We start from the raw sequence: 15,801 nt of genomic DNA, 5'->3' as shown, positions 1-15,801 counted from the left end.
GCCACCGCGCCAACCCGACGGACGCTACAGTAGGAGCCGCCCACAGGTGGGGAATTTCAGCGAGCACACCTGGGGAAGTTTCTTGAGCCTCGTCAAAAGAGGGCGGCAGGGGTGCGGGCGTACGGCGTCCGCGTTTCGACCCCGAGCTAAAGGCCGGTCTTGCGGTGGTCGGTGGGGTATTTCCGCCAACCATTACCCCCGACTTGATCCCGTTCATGCGACGGTCTTATGCGTCTCCGCCGGTGGCGGAGATCCTCGAGGGCCGCCAAGTCCTCCATGACGAGTACACCGTCCGGGGTCACGGCGGCGACGGGATCGTAGTCTCGGTCTTCCGATCCCCCGACCATCCCGGATCGCGGCCGGCCATCGTGTACGCTCACTCGGGTGGGCTAATGTTCGGCGATCGCTTCAATGCGTTGGCGATGAACCTCGACTGGGTCGAGCAGCTCGGCGCCGTTCTCGTGTGCCCCGAGTACCGGTTGGCACCGGAATTCCAAGACCCGTATGCCCGCGAGGATCTATACGCCACCCTCGTGTGGTCAGTCGCCAACGCCGGTGATCTGAGCATCGACCCCCGTCGAGTGATGGTCGCCGGCGCTAGCGCCGGGGGCGGTCTGGCCGCTGGCGCCGCACTGGCCGCCCGCGACCGATCGGGTCCCGCGCTGTGCGGACAGCTGCTCGTCTATCCGATGCTCGACGACCGGGGGCGAACCCCGTCTACCGGGCAGTTCGACGGCGTCGGGGTGTGGGACCGCATCAGCAACGAGACCGGGTGGGCGGCGGTGCTGGGTGACAGGTACGGCGGCGACGACGTCTCGCCCTATATCGCCCCTGCTCGCGCTACCGACCTCACCGGCCTTCCACCGGCGTTCATCGACGTGGGATCGGCGGAAATCTTCCGCGACGAGGCGATCGACTACGCGACCGCGATCTGGCGGGCCGGTGGTGACGCCGAGCTGCACGTATGGACCGGTGGGTTTCATGCCTTCGACATTTTCGCCCCGCATACCGCGCTCGCCCAGGGAATGATGCGTGCCCGTTTCGATTGGGTGGCGAATCGGTTGTCCGACTGAGTTTCTCGCAGGTGAAGCTACACAGAACAAAGGAGTTCACGATGACCACGACGAATAGCAGCTCGATCGCCGAGGCAGTCGACCGCGTCGTTCAGGACGCGGCGTATCGGGTCCCCGGCGTCGTCGCCGGCGTCACGACTGCGGAGGAGGCGGTATACCTCGGGGCCTCGGGATACCGCGACCTGGGCACCAAGACGCCGATGACCACCGACTCGGTGTTCGCGATCTTCTCCACCACGAAGGCCCTAACGGGTGTCGCGGCACTGCAGCTGCGCGAGAGCGGCGACCTTGACTTCGACGCGCCGGCAAAAGAGTACGCTCCGGCGCTCGGCGAGGTGCAAGTCCTTGATGGATTTGACGATAACGGCGATCCGGTCCTGCGGGCGCCCAAGTCCGACATAACCACCAAGCAACTGCTGCTCCACACTGCGGGTTTCGGATACGACTTCTTCAACGAGCAGTACAACCGTCTCGCGGAGAACCATGGGCAGCCCAGCATCGTCACTTCGAGTCGTCGCGCTCTGCAGACCCCTTTGCTGTTCGATCCGGGCGAGCAGTGGGAGTACGGCAGCAACATCGACTGGGCCGGACAGGTGATCGAGGGGATTACCGGCCGCCGGCTCGGTGAGGTGTTCCGCGACCGCATCCTCACCCCGCTGGGCATGACCAACACATCGTTCACCCTTGACGGCGACATGGAATCGCGGGTGGCGACCATGCACCAGCGTGGCGCTGACGGGGCGCTCGAACCAACCGACTTCCGCCTGCCCGACCCCGAGGTCCACATGGGTGGTCACGGCCTGTACTCGACGGTCGGGGATTATCTGTCCTTCATTCGGATGTGGCTCAACGACGGCTCGGCGCCGTCGGGCGAGCAGATCCTGCGGCCCGACACCGTCGAGTTCGCCGCGCAGAACCACCTCGGCGATCTCAAGGTCAAGATGCTCCCCGGGGTGATCCCCACTCTGAGCAACGACGCAGAGTTCTTCCCCGGCCAGTCCAAGTCCTGGGCTTACACCTTCATGGTGAATGACGAGGAGGCGCCGACGGGACGTCCCGCTGGCAGCGTAGCCTGGGCGGGGCTGGCAAATCTTTACTACTGGATCGACCGGCGCAACTCGATCGGCGGGTATTGGGCCACGCAGATCTTCCCGTTCGCCGATGCGGACTCCGTGACCGGTTACCTGGACCTGGAAACCGCGACTTACCGGGCGTTGCGCGGCTGACAATGGGTCTCGCCTGTCCGTCGCCGTCCCGTCGCTGAGGAGTTCGTGATGCAGGAGCTGCTCGGCAGAATCGCGGCACTTGATCCCGACGCCAGTCTGGGTATTCGGGTGATCGCCTGCTTCGACGAACTCATCGTCGGTGACGTGAACACCCGTGGGCTGCTGGCTGCCGCAGCGTCGCTGGCGGGGTGCCCGGCAGGGGCGAAGACCGGCGCTGGGAGGACCGAGCTACGGCTCGGTCCTTCCGGCGACGTGCTGGAAGGCGCCCGCCCCGACGACGTCACGGTCAGTCAGCTTCCGGGGGCTGTCCGCGTCTGGTTGGAGCGCAGCGGGCCGCCACACGCCAACGACGCGATCATTCTCGAGCGATTAGCGCTAGCGGTGGGCGTAAGGGCGGGGATTGAACGCCGGGAGATCGAGCCGCGCCGTGATCTGCGAGTCGTGCTTGACTCGTCGACGTCCGCGTCGGAGCGAGCCGAGGCAGCCGGACGGCTGGGCCTCGACGCGACCCGGACCCACAGGGTGGTGGCCGCTCCGCTGTTCGCTGTGTGGGCATCCCATCCGGCGGGCCCCTCGGACGTCATCAGCACCGCGTTTGGTCCGGTACACGCCACGATCGTGCCTGCCACGACCACCGAGCTCGACGTGCGACCGTCGGGGGTCGGCATTGCAACCCCCGTCGACGACCTGAAGTCGTCGTTCCGCACCGCACTCGTCGCGGTCCGGCTGTGTCGCCCGCCGTCGGACCCGTTCGTCTGCGCGGACCGTTACGGCGGGCTGACTCAGCTCCTCGCCGACGCCGGACCATCCACGATCGCCACCAGCGACTCGGCCCGCATCGCTACGGTGATGACCCACCCGTGGGCCGATTCCACCATCGAGGCCATCCTGGCCACGTCGTCAGTACGCCAGGCCGCCCGCCGCGCCGGCGTCCACCACAGCACGGTGCAGACGCGGTCCGAGCTCCTCCGCGCCGAGGTCGGCTTCGACTTCCAGGACGGGTACGGCCGCATCAGGCTCGGCCTGGCATATCTGGCGTGGCGGCTCGAATCCTCTCGGGTTTTCGACCTTCCCGCTCCCGGGTAAGACGAACCCGGGAAACTCCCTGATTATGTCGAATCAAGCCGAATCCCATGTCGTTCAACCGGTTTGAAATGCGAGCGTAGATAGCAAATCAACAAAAGGTTGTAGCCTTTGACTGCAGACCTACGACCTCGAGATAGCCAGACGCCACTTTGGGTGCCGACAAGCCCACTGACATAAAAGGTAAATTATCGGTGAAAAACTAGGACGAGTTCAACTAGATGAGAGAACTCGTCCCATTGGATCTCAAGCGAAAATGCTGCCTGTGGCCGCACCTCATGCCCACGGTGGCTTCACCAAACCGCCTCGGCAACCTTACCGTGCACTTCGGGTCGGCAGGACACGCCAGCTTCTTGAGCATTCCGATCACGCGCGGAAGACTCCGCTAGATCGATCCCTGCAAAGCCTTCTCGGGCGCCGAGGGTGTGGCCGGTCGAGACAAGAAGGGGGCCGACTTGGCCCGTGACGTCCGTGAGCTGGGGCTGTCACTGATGCAGCACCACATCCGAGGAGCCCTGGCGCTGGAACCTGGAAGCGACATCGTTGCGCGGCTAGCGAGGTTCGCGCGTGCAACCATCGACGGCGCCCTGATCGCCGAGCGTGCGGACGGCACAAAGTTAGCAGACACATTAGCGCCGCTACCGGTCGCATTGATCAGCATCTACCGGGCATCGGTCACCGCGTCTGAATGATCCCAGTTACCGGTCGCTGCAGCATGATTCCGGTCCGGCGCCGGTCGCCGAATTGATCTCTACTCTTGATCTCTACTCAGAGGACCCCGCCAGGGCCTGTGACGTGACGGACGGGTCGAACCGTGGGCGTCAGCGCCGAAAGTGCTTGCACGTCAAGTTTGCACGTCAGGGTTGCATGGCGCGGGCGAGGACGCGCATCGCTCGTCGACGGGCTGCTGCGACCGGACGGGCCGGCCGATCCGGCAACGTCTGAGTGGGATAGCCGAGCCGGGGAAACAGTGCGGCGGCGTTTGACCATTCGATCGCCTCGCGTTGGGCCTGGTTCAGCGCTCCATAGTTCTCGAGGTTCGCGGCGAAGTACGCGCTGGCCGAGGCCGGGGCGAAGGGCCAGTCCGAGCCGAACGTGACGTGTCCCCGGCGGGCGAAAGCGATCAGGCTCGGCAGCGATGCAGCGCTGGCGGTCAGCGCTGTGTCGAAGTAGAACGAGCGGAAGTCGTCGAGCGAGTCGAGGATGCTACGCCCGGTATCGCCGGTGATGGCGACCGCCATTCGATGGGCGGCATAGGGAACGAATCCACCGCCGTGGCTGAGCAGAAACCGGATGTTCGGGTAGGTGCGGCGAATCCCGTTGCGGACCAGCAGGTAGGCGGCGCGGGTGGTGTCGAGAAGGAAGTCGGTCGCGAACGGTGGAAGGCCGGGAACGGTCGGGCCGGGCAGGTCCGCGGGGTGAATCAGTACGACGGCCTTCCTGGCGTCGAGTTCCTCCCACAGCGGCTCCATGCCTGCTGCCCGTACGGCATTCACATCCGAACGCTTCGGCAACCTACTCCGGGACATCGTAGGATCGCGTATCACGGCCCAAGCGCTGCCGGAGTTCGTCGTTGATGATCAGGCAGCGCTACGTCTGACTCTCGCCGGCGCGCATCTGCTGGGCATTGCCACCGCCCGAACCATCGCTGGCGCCGAACCTCTCGCCAGCACTGACCGCGCCGTCGCTATCGCCATCGTCGCGCCGACAATCCAGCAATACCTAACCGGAAAACTCCCCAACTGAAAACTCTTCTACCAACTTCGGAATCACCTGCGTGATACTCGAGACAAAGTGATACGAGTGGTTACCAGTAAAGGAGGACGAGTCTAAACCAGATGAGAGAGCTCCTCGTGTGTCGATGATCGCCCAGATTGGCGAAATGTCATCAAGTTGGCGAATCTGGACGGCTGTTTTGTCGGCGTTTGACAAGGCAACTGCCTCATGCGGCCGCGTCGACCGTAAAGTACCGACGTGGGAACGTATAGGCCAACGCGCCGAATCTTATTTTGCGACTTGCTCTTTGGTTCACTGGACCTCGCGATATCGTCCCTCCGGCCCGTCACGCGGGCCCGGCGTACAACATAGTTACGTCACAGTGACGAATATAAGCGTTCGCGACCTTAAATGCCGCACGCACAAGCCCGACTCGTCATCCGCGCCATTGGGTGGATGCGCCAGCAGCAGCGTGAACCGATCGTCAGCTGTTGGAGCTTGCGTCATCGACGGGCGCAGCGGACCACCGACTGCCGTTAGCCGCGCGAAGAGACATTGACTCACAGAGGGACTGTCGCGACTGAGTCCAGCTCTCCTCTTGCTCGTTCATACTCGGTGTGAATGTCTACACTGCGACAACTCGGATCAGATCATCCAGCCCGACAAAGTCGTCGGGGTTTCGCGTTATCAAGGTCATATCGTTGGCCAGCGCTGTCGCAGCGATTTGGAGGTCTGCGAGCCGGCGGCGCGGTTTTCGGCCGACGGCCACGACGGCTGCGTAGATGCGCCCGTACGCGCGGGCGGCTTCGCCGTCGAACGGTATTGGTTCGAACGTGGCTTCCACTCGCTGGAGTCGATCTTGCCGGCGGGCTCGTTCGGCAACATCATCGGTCGCCGCCGGTCCGGCGGCGATCTCCGCGAGGGAGACGGTGCTGATCGCGATCTTTGCGGGCAACACCGATGCGTTAATCGAATTGAGGTCGATGATGACCGAGGTGTCGAGCAGGCCCGCCGCCTCGTCCTCAGGCACGCGGTTCGGGTTCCTGGTCGAGCGTCGCGTCGACGTCGCGACGGAACGTGTCGAAGTCGATTGCTGGTGCGGCGGTGAAGCCCGCCAGTGCGACGCGGGTGTCGACGAGACGTTCGCGACGCAGTGGCCTCAGCTCCCCTATCGGGCGACCGTTGCGACTGATGACAAAGCTGCGGCCCTCGTCGAGTTCGCGCATGATTCGTCCGCTGTCGTTGCGCAACTCGCGCTGGCTGATGGGTTCGGTCACGAAGCCAGTGTAGCACCAGATGCTACACTGCTGCCGACCTCGTTCGAGCGATCCACTACCTGGAGCGCTCCGCCCTGACCGTCGCCATCCGCACCGAGATCGGCCGCACGATCGGTTGCAATGCGGTCAGTGCCGGCGCGGTCGCACCGCGCTCCCACATCGTCTTCGGCTCCGACTGGCCCTTCAGCCAAACCGTGTTCCTCGAGGGGAGCGGCGACCCCGCTCGTGGATTGAGCGATGTCTTCAACACCGGCAAACGCTACGAGATCGAACGCATCAACGCGTTGCGGCAACTGCCCCGTTTGCGCGCTGCCGTGAGCTGAGGAACGGCCCATACGCTTCACGCGTCTCGTGTGACGTTGCGCGGCCGCTGTGAATAGGCGACAGGCCTGTGGATACGAACGAGGGTCCGAGTGCCCAATGGCCCTACTGTTGCCCGCATGTCGAGCAAATATCGCACACCGAGACCGGGCCGACGAGGCCGCACACACGGCAGGCGCGAAGGCAATCGCGCACGTCCGTGGTTGTCCACCGGGCTGCCGCGGATACATCTGGAGCTGGCCCAGGCGTATCGCGATCTGTCTGTGGAATGGACGGCATACATCCATATGGTCGGTGCACGCGACACCGCATACGCAGCTGAGCTGGACGCGCTTGCCGACGCCGGGCGCGGTCCAGGTCATGCTGATTTCGACGAGGTCGCGGCACAGCAACTCGACAACGACGCGCTCTGCCGCATGCTCGGCGGGAACCTGATGCACTCGACCACAGCGGTCGAGGTGTTGCAGAGTCTGACGCCGGTTTGGGTGCCCGAAGCGGTCAATGACGCGCTCGCATCGATCGAGGTTTCGCCAGGAGACGCGCGAAGCCTGACGGGCATAGGCGGGTGCGGATTGTTCGTCTTCAGCAAGTCCCCGATCCGCGCTCGCGAGAGCCTCCCCGGCGGAGCGACGATGCCCGAGGTCGACGTCGACGGCGTGCTGTGGTGGACGAAGACAACCGAGCACGGTGATGCGTCCCGGGCGGTCACGAACGAGGGTCCGCGCCGACTGATGCTGGCTCCCCTCACGCGCAGTCGTGATCTGCAATGGCTGCGCGGCGACGGATGGCGGTCGTCCACGCTCACCGAGGTGACCTGTTTCGACGTCCCCACAGTCCGCGGTGCCGATGTGCCAGGGTCGCTCTGGCCGTGTGTCGAGTTAATGGCGAGAATCGGAAATGCGCTGCAGCACAACCATATTCGATACACCGACGGATCGATCGCAACGCTTGACGCCGCCTGAGGAGGCATTGAGGACTTGCCACTCTTGGCGTGTTGTGTCCGTATGCTGACTTGCGGTCGGAGGTCGAAGCCGACGAGGGGGCATCGGTTATCACCAGATCTGACGAGCTGTGACAAGTGCGTTCGTCCGAAGGAGAGAGATGTTGTACATGAGGCACGTGTGGCCAAGACGGTCCACCTCGCTTCCGACTTCTTTCACATCACAAGTTGCCTCACGATGAGCCTTGGCTGTCCAGCGTCCGCGACCTTCCTCATGGCCCTGTACATCCTGAAGTTTCCGACAGCTCCAAGGCCAGCATCTGCGCCTTGACTTCCGAGAAGTTTCGGGCCTGCATGGCCAGAACGAACGCCGTTTGCAGATCATCGAATCCGCAAGTGCGCTTCAGTAGTGCAATCACGTCGTCTTCGGTTGCCCCAGGCGTCGTGACAATGTCAAAAAACCGCAACCCGTCGGCGATGACGGCGACCGCCGCATTCAACAGCAATAGATGCTCATCGTCATGAGTGCCCATGCCATCATGATCTCATCCTGATCACCTTGCTCCTTGACGACGAACCGTGCCCACCCGCGCGCGGCTGGCGAGATGTTCGTGCACGCCTGGAATATCGTCGACGACCCGTGACCAGACCCGTTCTCGTACAGACTCGGAGCGATGCCGTCAGCCGGCCCCCAGGCCACTCGCCGTCCTCGAAGCGGCAAACGACGTCCTCCGCCGCCGCGAAGATTCAGACCGGTCGCCCTCCACCTGATGTGGTTACCCTGGAGCAGTGTCTGCAGGTCCCGACTCCCCCACCCGCACGAGCCCCGCGATCACCGGCTTCGAGCGCACTTTCGCCGACGAACTGCCGCCGCTGACCGTGGCGTGGAAGGGCGCCGACGTGCCCGACCCCCGGCTGCTGGTGCTGAACGACGAACTGGCCGAGGCCTTGGGGCTGGACGCGGCAGCGTTGCGCGCAGATGACGGCATCGCGCTCCTGTCGGGTGCGGCGGCACCGGCGGACGCCGATCCGGTCGCCACGGCTTACTCGGGTCACCAATTCGGCAACTACGCCCCGCTGCTCGGGGACGGTCGCGCATTGCTTATCGGTGAACTTATCGACCTGGACGGCCATCGAGTCGACCTGCAGCTCAAGGGTTCTGGTCCGACGCCGTTCTCGCGTGGCGGTGATGGTTACGCGGTGGTCGGTCCGATGCTTCGCGAGTACCTGGTGAGCGAGGCGATGCACGCGCTGGGTATACCCACCACCCGGTCGCTCGCAGTCGTAGCGACCGGCCGAGATGTGCGCCGCGACCGCCTCGAGCCCGGCGCTGTGCTCACCCGTGTGGCCGCCAGCCACCTCCGCGTGGGGACCTTCGAGCTCGCGGCCCGCAACACCGAGCTGGTCCAGCCATTGGCCGACTACGCAATCAATCGCCACTACCCGGACCTGCTAGGGCTCGCGCCCGAGGGAAGTGGCAACCGCTACCTCACATTCTTCGAGGCGGTGCTCGAGCGGCAGGCCGCCCTGGTGGCCGACTGGATGCTGGTCGGGTTTGTCCATGGCGTCATGAACACCGACAACACCACCATCTCCGGTGAAACCATCGACTACGGTCCGTGCGCCTTCCTCGACGCGTTCGACCCGGCGGCGGTCTTCAGCTCCATCGACCACGGCGGACGCTACGCCTTCGCCAATCAGCCCGACGTCGTGAAGTGGAACCTGGCGCGTTTCGCCGAAACGTTACTTCCGTTGGCCGGTCCGACGGCCGACGAGGCGATCGCCGTGATGACCGCGGCGTTGTCCACCTTCGACGCCCGGTATCAGCAGCATTTCCTCGCCGGGATGGCGAACAAGATCGGGCTGACCGACGCTTTCGGCGAGCCAGAACTCGTCGACGACCTGGTGACCCTGATGGCCGCCCACCGTGCCGACTGGACGGGAGCCTTCCGTGCACTCGCGTCCGAGCTTCGAGGCGACCCGACAGCGCTGGTCGACGCCATCCCCCGCGAGGACGTAGACCCCTGGCTGCACCGCTGGCATGCAACTCTGGATCGGCTCGGGCGCGATCGAGCGCAGACGGCTGCCGCGATGGACCGCATCAATCCGCTCTACATCCCGCGCAACCACCAAGTGGACTTCGCGTTACGTGCCGCCACCGACGGCGACCTGACGCCGTTCGAGCGCTTGATGGACGCTGTCACGCATCCGTTCGAGCCGCGCACCGAGTGGGAGCACTTCGCTGGGCCAGCCCCGGCGTCCTTCAGCGACAGTTTCCAGACGTTCTGCGGGACGTGATCGTGCTAGCTACTGCCGGCGCTACCGGTGGAAAGCAGCGCGAGCAGTAAATCATAGGCACCGACGTGCAGGTCTCTGATTGCTTCGACGATTCCGATGAGCATGGATATGCCTTTCTGAATGATGATTGGTGCGCGCGTGCGGGCGCCGGAAGCTTGCGAGTCCCAACAGATTGCACAGGAACACCTTTGAGTACCGAATGCGCGCAACTCGGGTCAGATGTCTTCGAGCAATCCGGAACTGAAACCCCGACAACCCACGATTACCATAGTGAAGTGGGCATGACTGCAAATTGAATTACTTGCCCGAAAGTGAAGGATTGGCAAGATGGCCTGATGTCCTTCACGGTCGTTTCGTTCAACGTCAACGGGATTCGGGCGGCGCGTCGTCGTGGCTTTGATCGCTGGCTCGCCGAGCGGTCCCCCGACATTGTCGCGATTCAGGAATTACGTTGTCGGATGTCTGACCTCGGTGACTTCCCCGGCTATTCGGTGGCCGCCGATGTCGGGTCCTTGGCCGGTCGCAACGGGGTCGCCGTGCTCACACGATTGTCGCCCGCGGCCGTGCGGACGTGGGTGACCCACCCACCGCGCGCGCGTGGACTTGGCGAGTTCGCCACCCACGGCCGCTACATCGAGGTCGACCTGGCCGACCGGCCCGTCACGATCGCCTGTCTCTACCTACCGAAGGGCGGATTGCCTGGAGACCGTCAGCGGCCGGGGGCGATGCGCGACGCGCCCGACGGCGGCGCCAAGTATGCGCGCAAGCAGCGCTTCCTCACGGCGTTCGCGCGCGAGCTCGAGCGCAGCCGTCTCGCGGCGCTGCGGGCGGGGCGCGAATTCCTGCTTGCCGGCGACCTCAACATCGCCCACACACAACACGATGTGACGAACTGGCGTGCCGCTCGCACCATGGACGGCTTCCTACCCGAAGACCGGGCGTGGTTCGATTCGATCCTGGGTACGCGTCGGCTCGTCGACGTGGTGAGACAGGTGTACGGCGAACGACCCGGGCCACTGACTTGGTGGAGCTGGGCCGGTCAGTCCTTCACCAAGGATGTGGGTTGGCGTGTGGACCACCAGCTCGCGACGCCCGGCCTCGCACGCCGGGCGATCGATGTCGTGGTGGACAAAGGGCTGTCGCCGGCCGACCGCCTGTCTGATCACGCTCCGCTGGTGGTGACCTACCGGGACCCGGATCAGCTCCGGTCCGGATAACCGGCCGCCGCGGTACGGTGCAGCGAAACCCCCGGCGCGAAGCGAAAAGCCATGTGTCGTACTATGTTCACCCGTGTCTTCCCTCGCTACCAGTGCTTCCATGACCGACGTCACCACCGAGGAATGCGTGTGGTGCTCGTCCGACGAGGACGTCGCGGACTTCCGCGATGAACCGCGGTGCGGGCGCTGTCGCACCGCAGAGCAGACGATCGCCGCGGCTCGTGAGTTCGTCGGCTTCTACGGTCTGCGTCCGTTGGGTGGCTCGGTGGAGTCCGACGATGAGGAGGAGCGCGCGCACCGGGTCGCGGCCGGCGCGGCGTCGGCAGAGCTGACCCGAACCCGTACTCACACGCCGTCCCGGGGAGCGTCACGGTCCAGGCAGCGAACCGCGGTCACCCGATCCGCCTCCCCCGCTGCGACGACCGCCGCGAAGGCGCCGGCTGACAAGCCCCCGGTCGCCGCGTCCGGAGGCACCCGACCCACGAATATCTCCCGCCCCGACAGCGCCGAACTCGTCAACCGAGCCGAGGGCCTGCTGGCGCAGCTCACTGACATCGAGAACCGTCTCGCGGTCGCGCAGCAAGAATCCGGTCTCGGCGGTAAGGCGAAGGTGTCCGATCTGACGGCGAAACGCGAGTCCGTGTTGCGTACGCTCGCCGCGTTGGAAAAGGCGAAGCGGGCAATGGAGTCAGCCTGACACTGGTTGTCTCAACTGCTGTTGCCGAGGCGATCGTCGAGCTGAGCCAAGGCGGCGCGCGCCGTCTCGAGTTCGTCGTTGAGCTCGTCAATGCGTTTCTGTGCGGCAGCGCGTGCGGACTCGATCACGTCGTCCACCGCTGAGATGGCGGTGGTGTCGCCGAGTTCCCGCATGGCGTTCGCCACCCGGTCGGCGGTCACCTCGGTGGCCTTGCCCAGCTTCTTGGTGCCATGCATCACCGACACCTTCCAGGTGGTCGCATCGACCGCTGTCACGGTGACACTGACGGCTGCTGTGCCCGGCTTGGCGCGGCGGGTCGTCTTGGCTGCCGCGGTCGGCGGTGCCGGCTCGCGGGGTGACTTCGCGGCCGTCGATTCCGCAGGCGGCTTGGCCGTGCGGTGTGTGTTTCGTGGCGACTTCGCCGGTGCCGGAGGCGGAGCTGCGTGCCCCGCCGACGATGCGCGCGGTTGCGGCGCGGTGGCAGATGCTGCCGCCGCACGAGTCCGATGGAGTTCATCGGCTTCGAACGGCAGCTGATCGTCCACACCTTTCGGGCTCGCGATCACGGTGGCGCCGTCGATGGACAGGACGCGCGCCGATACCCCGGCCTCGAGTCCGAGGGCAGGCATCGGATCGCGAAGGTAGACGGTGACCCGTTTGCCTGCGGCGAGACTCGAGGACAGGGATTCGAGGTCGTCGGCGGTCAGTCCGGTTTTGCTGCGCGAAGTCACCCGATCATCGTCGCACATGTGTGCGAACGTGATCGCTTCACCTCGGGTGTTCGGCCGATACATCTTCGATCCGGGTCTCCAGTCGATCGAGCCCGTCACGGATGAGCCGCCCGTAGCCGTCGTCGGGTAGAAGATCGGCCATGGCGACACCAACGGCCGCATGTTCGCGCGCCAGGGCGGTCTTGCCCTGCCTCAGATAGCCATCTGCCTCGGTCCGGCTCGCCGCCCAGCGCGAGGCCGGCGGCAGCCGTGATCGCGTCCCAAGTGGTCATGGTGCTGACGGTATGACACGGCACCGACTCTGGTGTCCGGCGCGGGCGGCGAGATAGGGAACAACTCCCGATGCCCTCGTGACGGCCGGAGTCGATGGTTGGTGCATCGGCGCGTAGCGCGTCGCACCACGGAGACAGGAGACCGAGATGATCAGATCAGCACACGATGACACGCCGTTGGCGCTATCGACGGGGGTACACCGATGACTGCGGTGGTGACTCTGGCCGGCAGCGTGTCGACGGCCGTATTCGTGGTGTCCGCCTTGCCGATGTTGTGGAAGGCGGGTCGCACCCGCGACCTCTCGTCCTACAGCATCGGCAACATCGCGCTCGCCAACCTCGGCAACGCGATCTACGCGATCTACGTGTTCAGCCTGCCGCCCGGACCGATCTGGGTGCTACGGCTTTCATGGCACTGCGTCGGCACTGATGCTGGTGTGGTACCTACGTCAGCATGTCGGTGACAGTGCGCGAACGCTCCACGTCGGCGCGAACCGGACAGCGTCGGCGACCGACACAGCGACGCTGAGCGGGACCGGCTGTTGCGCAACTGCTCAGGGCATCTCCACCGTCTGAGCGCGGCGTATCTCCTCGATGGCACGCACCAGATACTGCTGATGATCGATTGCGGCATCGGCCGCGAGGTGGGCGATCACCAGGATCGCCGCGCCGTTGAGCTCAGCCGGCGGGATGGTCGCGGGCGGACCGTCATCGTCAGAACGTTCGGCCACGCCCAGACTGCCGGTGAGCACCACCACCACGGCCGACGGATCGACTGGTGCATGCCAGGCGCCGGAGTCGCCGACCGTGCGGGACAGCACATCGGCGACATCGTCACCGGTCACACCGTCCTGGTATCGGGTCTCGATGAGTTCGCGGACCATGTGGGCGTGGACCTCGCGGGCCTCGGGGTGGATGGCGAGTTGTTCGAGGGCTTCCGCGAAGCCGGCGAGGTCGTGTGCGCGCACCGCGCGAATGCCGTGGTCGGTGGATTCGCTGATTGCTCGAGCCTTCAGCGGCCATGGGGCCGGCGACTGATTGTTGGCCACAGCAAGTCTCCTGTCTGAGCGTCCGGCGGGTCGAGATCCGCACGCTCACGGTACGGGAGATCGACGGTGGCCTCCGGGCGGTGTGCACAACTGTTGGTCGCCCAGGTCGGTGAGCTCCATCCGGCTGAAAAACGCGGTGCTGCTCCCGACTCATCGCAACACGTTGAATGCTCGCCCGCTGTCCGGGTAGAAGGGATTCGGAGGAGGTGCTCGCATGCAACTGCGGATGAGCGACATCGCGGTTCCGGTGCCCGAGGGCGATCTCGCCGAGTCACTCGCCTACTACCGGAACACGCCGACCGGTCGCGGGCCACGCGACGGCGACGAACTCGCGGCGGCCCGTCGCAAACAGGTGCGTGCCGTTCCCGACGCGCACGCCACAGTGGAGACAGTGGAGGTCGACGGCCGGTCGGTGCCTGTGCGGATCATCCCACCCACCGACGGCCGGGTCCGCGGCATTCACCTGAACATCCACGGAGGCGGCTTCTATCTGGGCTCCGCCGTCCAAGACGACCTCGGCAACCGCCGGCTCGCCGACGAGCTCGGGAGCGTCGTCGTGGGTGTTGAGTATCGGCTCGCGCCGGAGGACCCGTGGCCGGCCGCACCCGACGACTGCGAGACCGCGATGCGGTGGTTGATCGGTTGCGCCCACGACCGCTTCGGCACAGACCGCATCACGATCGGTGGATTCTCGGCGGGTGCGACGCTTGCGGTGACCACGCTGCTCCGGCTGCGCGATCATTCACTGGCACACCACGTCGCGGGCGCCGCCCTGCACTTCGGCACCTGGGACCTCAGCGCCACCACGCCGGCCGGCCGGTTGATCTGCGACGAGTACTTTCTCGAAGCCTATGTGGGCGGCGTATCGGACCGGACGATCCCCGACGTCTCGCCCGTCTTCGCCGACCTGTCGGGATTACCCCCGGTGCTGCTTGTTGTCGGCGAGCGCGACGTCCTGCTCGACGACAACATCGCCATGGCCGCTCGGCTCGCGCTCGCCGACAACGATGTCGACATCCGCATCTACCCTGGTGTGCCGCATGGGTTCACCGGGCATCCAACCCCGATCGCGACTGCGGCAGTCGGCGACGTGACGGAGTGGCTGCGGCAGCGACTCGAATCTGGCAGGCCCACAACGCCTTCGCCGGACACCGGTGACCAGTCTGGGCGGGCGTGGGACGATGCGTCGTTGAAGGAACTCCGGCGAGCTGTCGCCGCGTCCGGCCCGGAACTCGTCGACCTGTTGAAGCAACGCCCCGTGCATGCGGTCCTGCAATACGTCGGCGACGCGGTGACCTCGGCCGTCGAGAACAAGGTGGCCGGGGCCGACGACGTGGCCGCCAAGTGTGCCAACGCGCTGCGTGCCCGGGGCTGGGACGGCGACGACGAGCTCGCCGCGCAGCTCGAGGGCGTCCTCGGCGGGCCCACCCCCATGCTCCGACCGATCGCTGTGACTCTCGAAGACATCGCCGATCTCCTCGAGGGCGATCTGCGCAATGGCGACGGGTACATCGACCTCCAGACCGGTATGCCGTGGGAGCAGAGCATGCTCGACGACGTGGGCAGCGACATGTTCGATGAGGACGAGTTGGAGGATTCCGACCGCTGGTTCTTTGTCGAGAACACCGGATCTCGGTCGGGTTACCGCGACATGGAGGACTTCCTCGATTCGGTGGTCGACGAGGCGCTCGTCGAGAAGCTCAGCATCGCGCTGGCCGGCAAAGGCGCGTTTCGTCGATTCAAAGACGTGCTGTTCGACTCGGGCTACGAATTCATCCGATATCGCATGTTCTCCGCCGAACGTAAACGTGGTCGTGCGCGACAGTGGTTGAGCAATAAGGGGTACCGTTCCGAGGAGCGCTCGGCCACATGACCAACACACCGCCGGCGACCGGCATGGA

Annotated in this window: 15 protein-coding genes and 1 pseudogene; 10 read left to right on the top strand and 6 right to left on the bottom strand. The window is 65.2% G+C overall.

Annotated elements, in window-relative coordinates; translation table 11 throughout:
* The first annotated feature begins 215 nt into the window (after positions 1-215).
* From ACIGKQ_RS21005 to ACIGKQ_RS20995, 3 genes are read left to right on the top strand one after another with little or no spacing between them, the layout of a single operon-like run.
* Positions 216-1,073, top strand: coding sequence for an alpha/beta hydrolase (locus ACIGKQ_RS21005; protein ID WP_348542412.1), 858 nt, complete (start codon positions 216-218; stop codon positions 1,071-1,073).
* 41 nt (positions 1,074-1,114) lie between these two features.
* A complete protein-coding gene (locus tag ACIGKQ_RS21000; protein WP_396574837.1) occupies positions 1,115-2,299 on the top strand; it encodes a serine hydrolase domain-containing protein in 1,185 nt (394 codons plus the stop codon).
* Between the two features lie 48 nt (positions 2,300-2,347).
* Complete coding sequence (locus ACIGKQ_RS20995) at positions 2,348-3,385, top strand: PucR family transcriptional regulator (protein ID WP_396574836.1); 1,038 nt, start codon at positions 2,348-2,350, stop codon at positions 3,383-3,385.
* Between the two features lie 854 nt (positions 3,386-4,239).
* Here ACIGKQ_RS20995 and ACIGKQ_RS20990 read toward each other — a convergent pair.
* Positions 4,240-4,839 (bottom strand): annotated as a pseudogene (locus ACIGKQ_RS20990) (amidohydrolase family protein); the annotation flags it as partial.
* 13 nt (positions 4,840-4,852) lie between these two features.
* Between ACIGKQ_RS20990 and ACIGKQ_RS20985 the strand changes: the two are divergent.
* Positions 4,853-5,128 (top strand): hypothetical protein, encoded by a 276-nt coding sequence (locus ACIGKQ_RS20985; protein ID WP_396574835.1) that lies wholly within the window; start codon positions 4,853-4,855, stop codon positions 5,126-5,128.
* Between the two features lie 595 nt (positions 5,129-5,723).
* On the opposite strand, the gene ACIGKQ_RS20980 is transcribed toward ACIGKQ_RS20985, so the two are convergent.
* Together ACIGKQ_RS20980 and ACIGKQ_RS20975 are read right to left on the bottom strand one after the other, a co-directional pair.
* Positions 5,724-6,128, bottom strand: coding sequence for a type II toxin-antitoxin system VapC family toxin (locus ACIGKQ_RS20980; protein WP_235726258.1), 405 nt, complete (start codon positions 6,126-6,128; stop codon positions 5,724-5,726).
* Positions 6,121-6,375, bottom strand: a complete 255-nt coding sequence (locus ACIGKQ_RS20975; RefSeq protein ID WP_235726259.1) for a type II toxin-antitoxin system Phd/YefM family antitoxin — start codon at positions 6,373-6,375, stop codon at positions 6,121-6,123. The genes ACIGKQ_RS20980 and ACIGKQ_RS20975 overlap by 8 nt, the downstream gene beginning before the upstream one ends.
* A 440-nt stretch (positions 6,376-6,815) precedes the next feature.
* Here ACIGKQ_RS20975 and ACIGKQ_RS20970 point away from each other — a divergent pair, with 440 nt between their 5' ends.
* Positions 6,816-7,658 (top strand): hypothetical protein, encoded by an 843-nt coding sequence (locus tag ACIGKQ_RS20970; protein WP_396574834.1) that lies wholly within the window; start codon positions 6,816-6,818, stop codon positions 7,656-7,658.
* A gap of 250 nt (positions 7,659-7,908) precedes the next feature.
* Here the strand turns inward: ACIGKQ_RS20970 and ACIGKQ_RS20965 are convergent, their stop codons facing one another.
* On the bottom strand, positions 7,909-8,169 hold the full coding sequence (locus ACIGKQ_RS20965; protein WP_396574833.1) for a hypothetical protein: 261 nt from the start codon (positions 8,167-8,169) through the stop codon (positions 7,909-7,911).
* A gap of 256 nt (positions 8,170-8,425) precedes the next feature.
* Here ACIGKQ_RS20965 and ACIGKQ_RS20960 point away from each other — a divergent pair, with 256 nt between their 5' ends.
* The 3 genes from ACIGKQ_RS20960 to ACIGKQ_RS20950 all read left to right on the top strand — a co-directional run bounded on the left by ACIGKQ_RS20960 (position 8,426) and on the right by ACIGKQ_RS20950 (position 11,848).
* A complete protein-coding gene (locus tag ACIGKQ_RS20960; RefSeq protein WP_328714449.1) occupies positions 8,426-9,934 on the top strand; it encodes a protein adenylyltransferase SelO family protein in 1,509 nt (502 codons plus the stop codon).
* Positions 9,935-10,269: 335 nt separating this feature from the next.
* Positions 10,270-11,151 (top strand): exodeoxyribonuclease III, encoded by an 882-nt coding sequence (locus ACIGKQ_RS20955; RefSeq protein ID WP_396574832.1) that lies wholly within the window; start codon positions 10,270-10,272, stop codon positions 11,149-11,151.
* Positions 11,152-11,251: 100 nt separating this feature from the next.
* Positions 11,252-11,848: a hypothetical protein gene (locus ACIGKQ_RS20950; RefSeq protein WP_396574831.1), complete on the top strand. Its 597-nt coding sequence runs from the start codon at positions 11,252-11,254 to the stop codon at positions 11,846-11,848.
* 11 nt (positions 11,849-11,859) lie between these two features.
* Here the strand turns inward: ACIGKQ_RS20950 and ACIGKQ_RS20945 are convergent, their stop codons facing one another.
* Complete coding sequence (locus tag ACIGKQ_RS20945) at positions 11,860-12,597, bottom strand: DUF6319 family protein (protein WP_396574830.1); 738 nt, start codon at positions 12,595-12,597, stop codon at positions 11,860-11,862.
* Between the two features lie 457 nt (positions 12,598-13,054).
* On the opposite strand from ACIGKQ_RS20945, the gene ACIGKQ_RS20940 reads away from it, so the two are divergent.
* Positions 13,055-13,315 (top strand): hypothetical protein, encoded by a 261-nt coding sequence (locus ACIGKQ_RS20940; protein ID WP_396574829.1) that lies wholly within the window; start codon positions 13,055-13,057, stop codon positions 13,313-13,315.
* Positions 13,316-13,405: 90 nt separating this feature from the next.
* Here ACIGKQ_RS20940 and ACIGKQ_RS20935 read toward each other — a convergent pair whose 3' ends face one another.
* Complete coding sequence (locus ACIGKQ_RS20935) at positions 13,406-13,900, bottom strand: hypothetical protein (RefSeq protein WP_328714445.1); 495 nt, start codon at positions 13,898-13,900, stop codon at positions 13,406-13,408.
* A 214-nt stretch (positions 13,901-14,114) separates the two neighbouring features.
* On the opposite strand from ACIGKQ_RS20935, the gene ACIGKQ_RS20930 reads away from it, so the two are divergent.
* Positions 14,115-15,773, top strand: coding sequence for a UPF0158 family protein (locus ACIGKQ_RS20930; protein WP_328714443.1), 1,659 nt, complete (start codon positions 14,115-14,117; stop codon positions 15,771-15,773).
* Positions 15,774-15,801: the final 28 nt, after the last annotated feature.

The sequence above is a fragment of the Gordonia sp. NPDC062954 genome, from assembly GCF_044543825.1.
Classification (GTDB): Bacteria; Actinomycetota; Actinomycetes; order Mycobacteriales; family Mycobacteriaceae; genus Gordonia; species Gordonia tangerina.
The sequence above is the reverse complement of the archived record's forward strand: the minus strand, read 5'-3'. Positions and strand labels throughout refer to the sequence as shown.